Origin of the sequence: Streptococcus sp. OH4692_COT-348, from assembly GCF_003859975.1 — a bacterium.
In the GTDB taxonomy this organism is placed as follows: Bacteria; Bacillota; Bacilli; order Lactobacillales; family Streptococcaceae; genus Streptococcus.
Window position 1 is genome coordinate 1 of the sequence record NZ_RQZB01000059.1, and the last position, 477, is coordinate 477.

Annotated in this window: 1 protein-coding gene; it reads left to right on the top strand. The window is 35.2% G+C overall.

Annotation, left to right across the window (positions count from 1 at the left end; all coding sequences use genetic code 11):
- Positions 1 to 477 (top strand): terminase TerL endonuclease subunit (locus tag EII37_RS10890; RefSeq protein WP_221620942.1); only part of this gene is annotated, 477 nt, incomplete at both ends.

The following is a 477-nucleotide window of genomic DNA, read 5'->3' on the forward strand; positions in this document are numbered from 1 at the left end:
ACAGCTTACTACTTCACTCCACAAGACACTAAACTAACAGAATTAAATTTATCTGTATTTAATAAAAATAGAACTTATGTCGGAATTGACCTATCCTTAATTGGTGATTTAACCGCTGTGTCGTTCGTTTGTGAGTTAGAGGGTAAAACTTACAGTCATACACTTACTTTCTCTGTACGGTCGCAATATGAGCAACTGGATACAGAACAGCAAGAACTATGGACTGAATTTGTTGACAGAGGCGAATTAATCTTACTTGATACGGAATACATCAATGTTAATGACTTAATACCGTATATTAATGACTTTAGAACCAAGACAGGATGCAGACTTAGAAAAATTGGATATGACCCAGCACGCTATGAAATTTTAAAAGGTCTGATTGAGCGTTACTTCTTTGACAAAGACGGAGATAACCAACGAGCTATTCGACAAGGTTTCTCAATGAACGACTATATTAAGCTATTAAAATCTAAG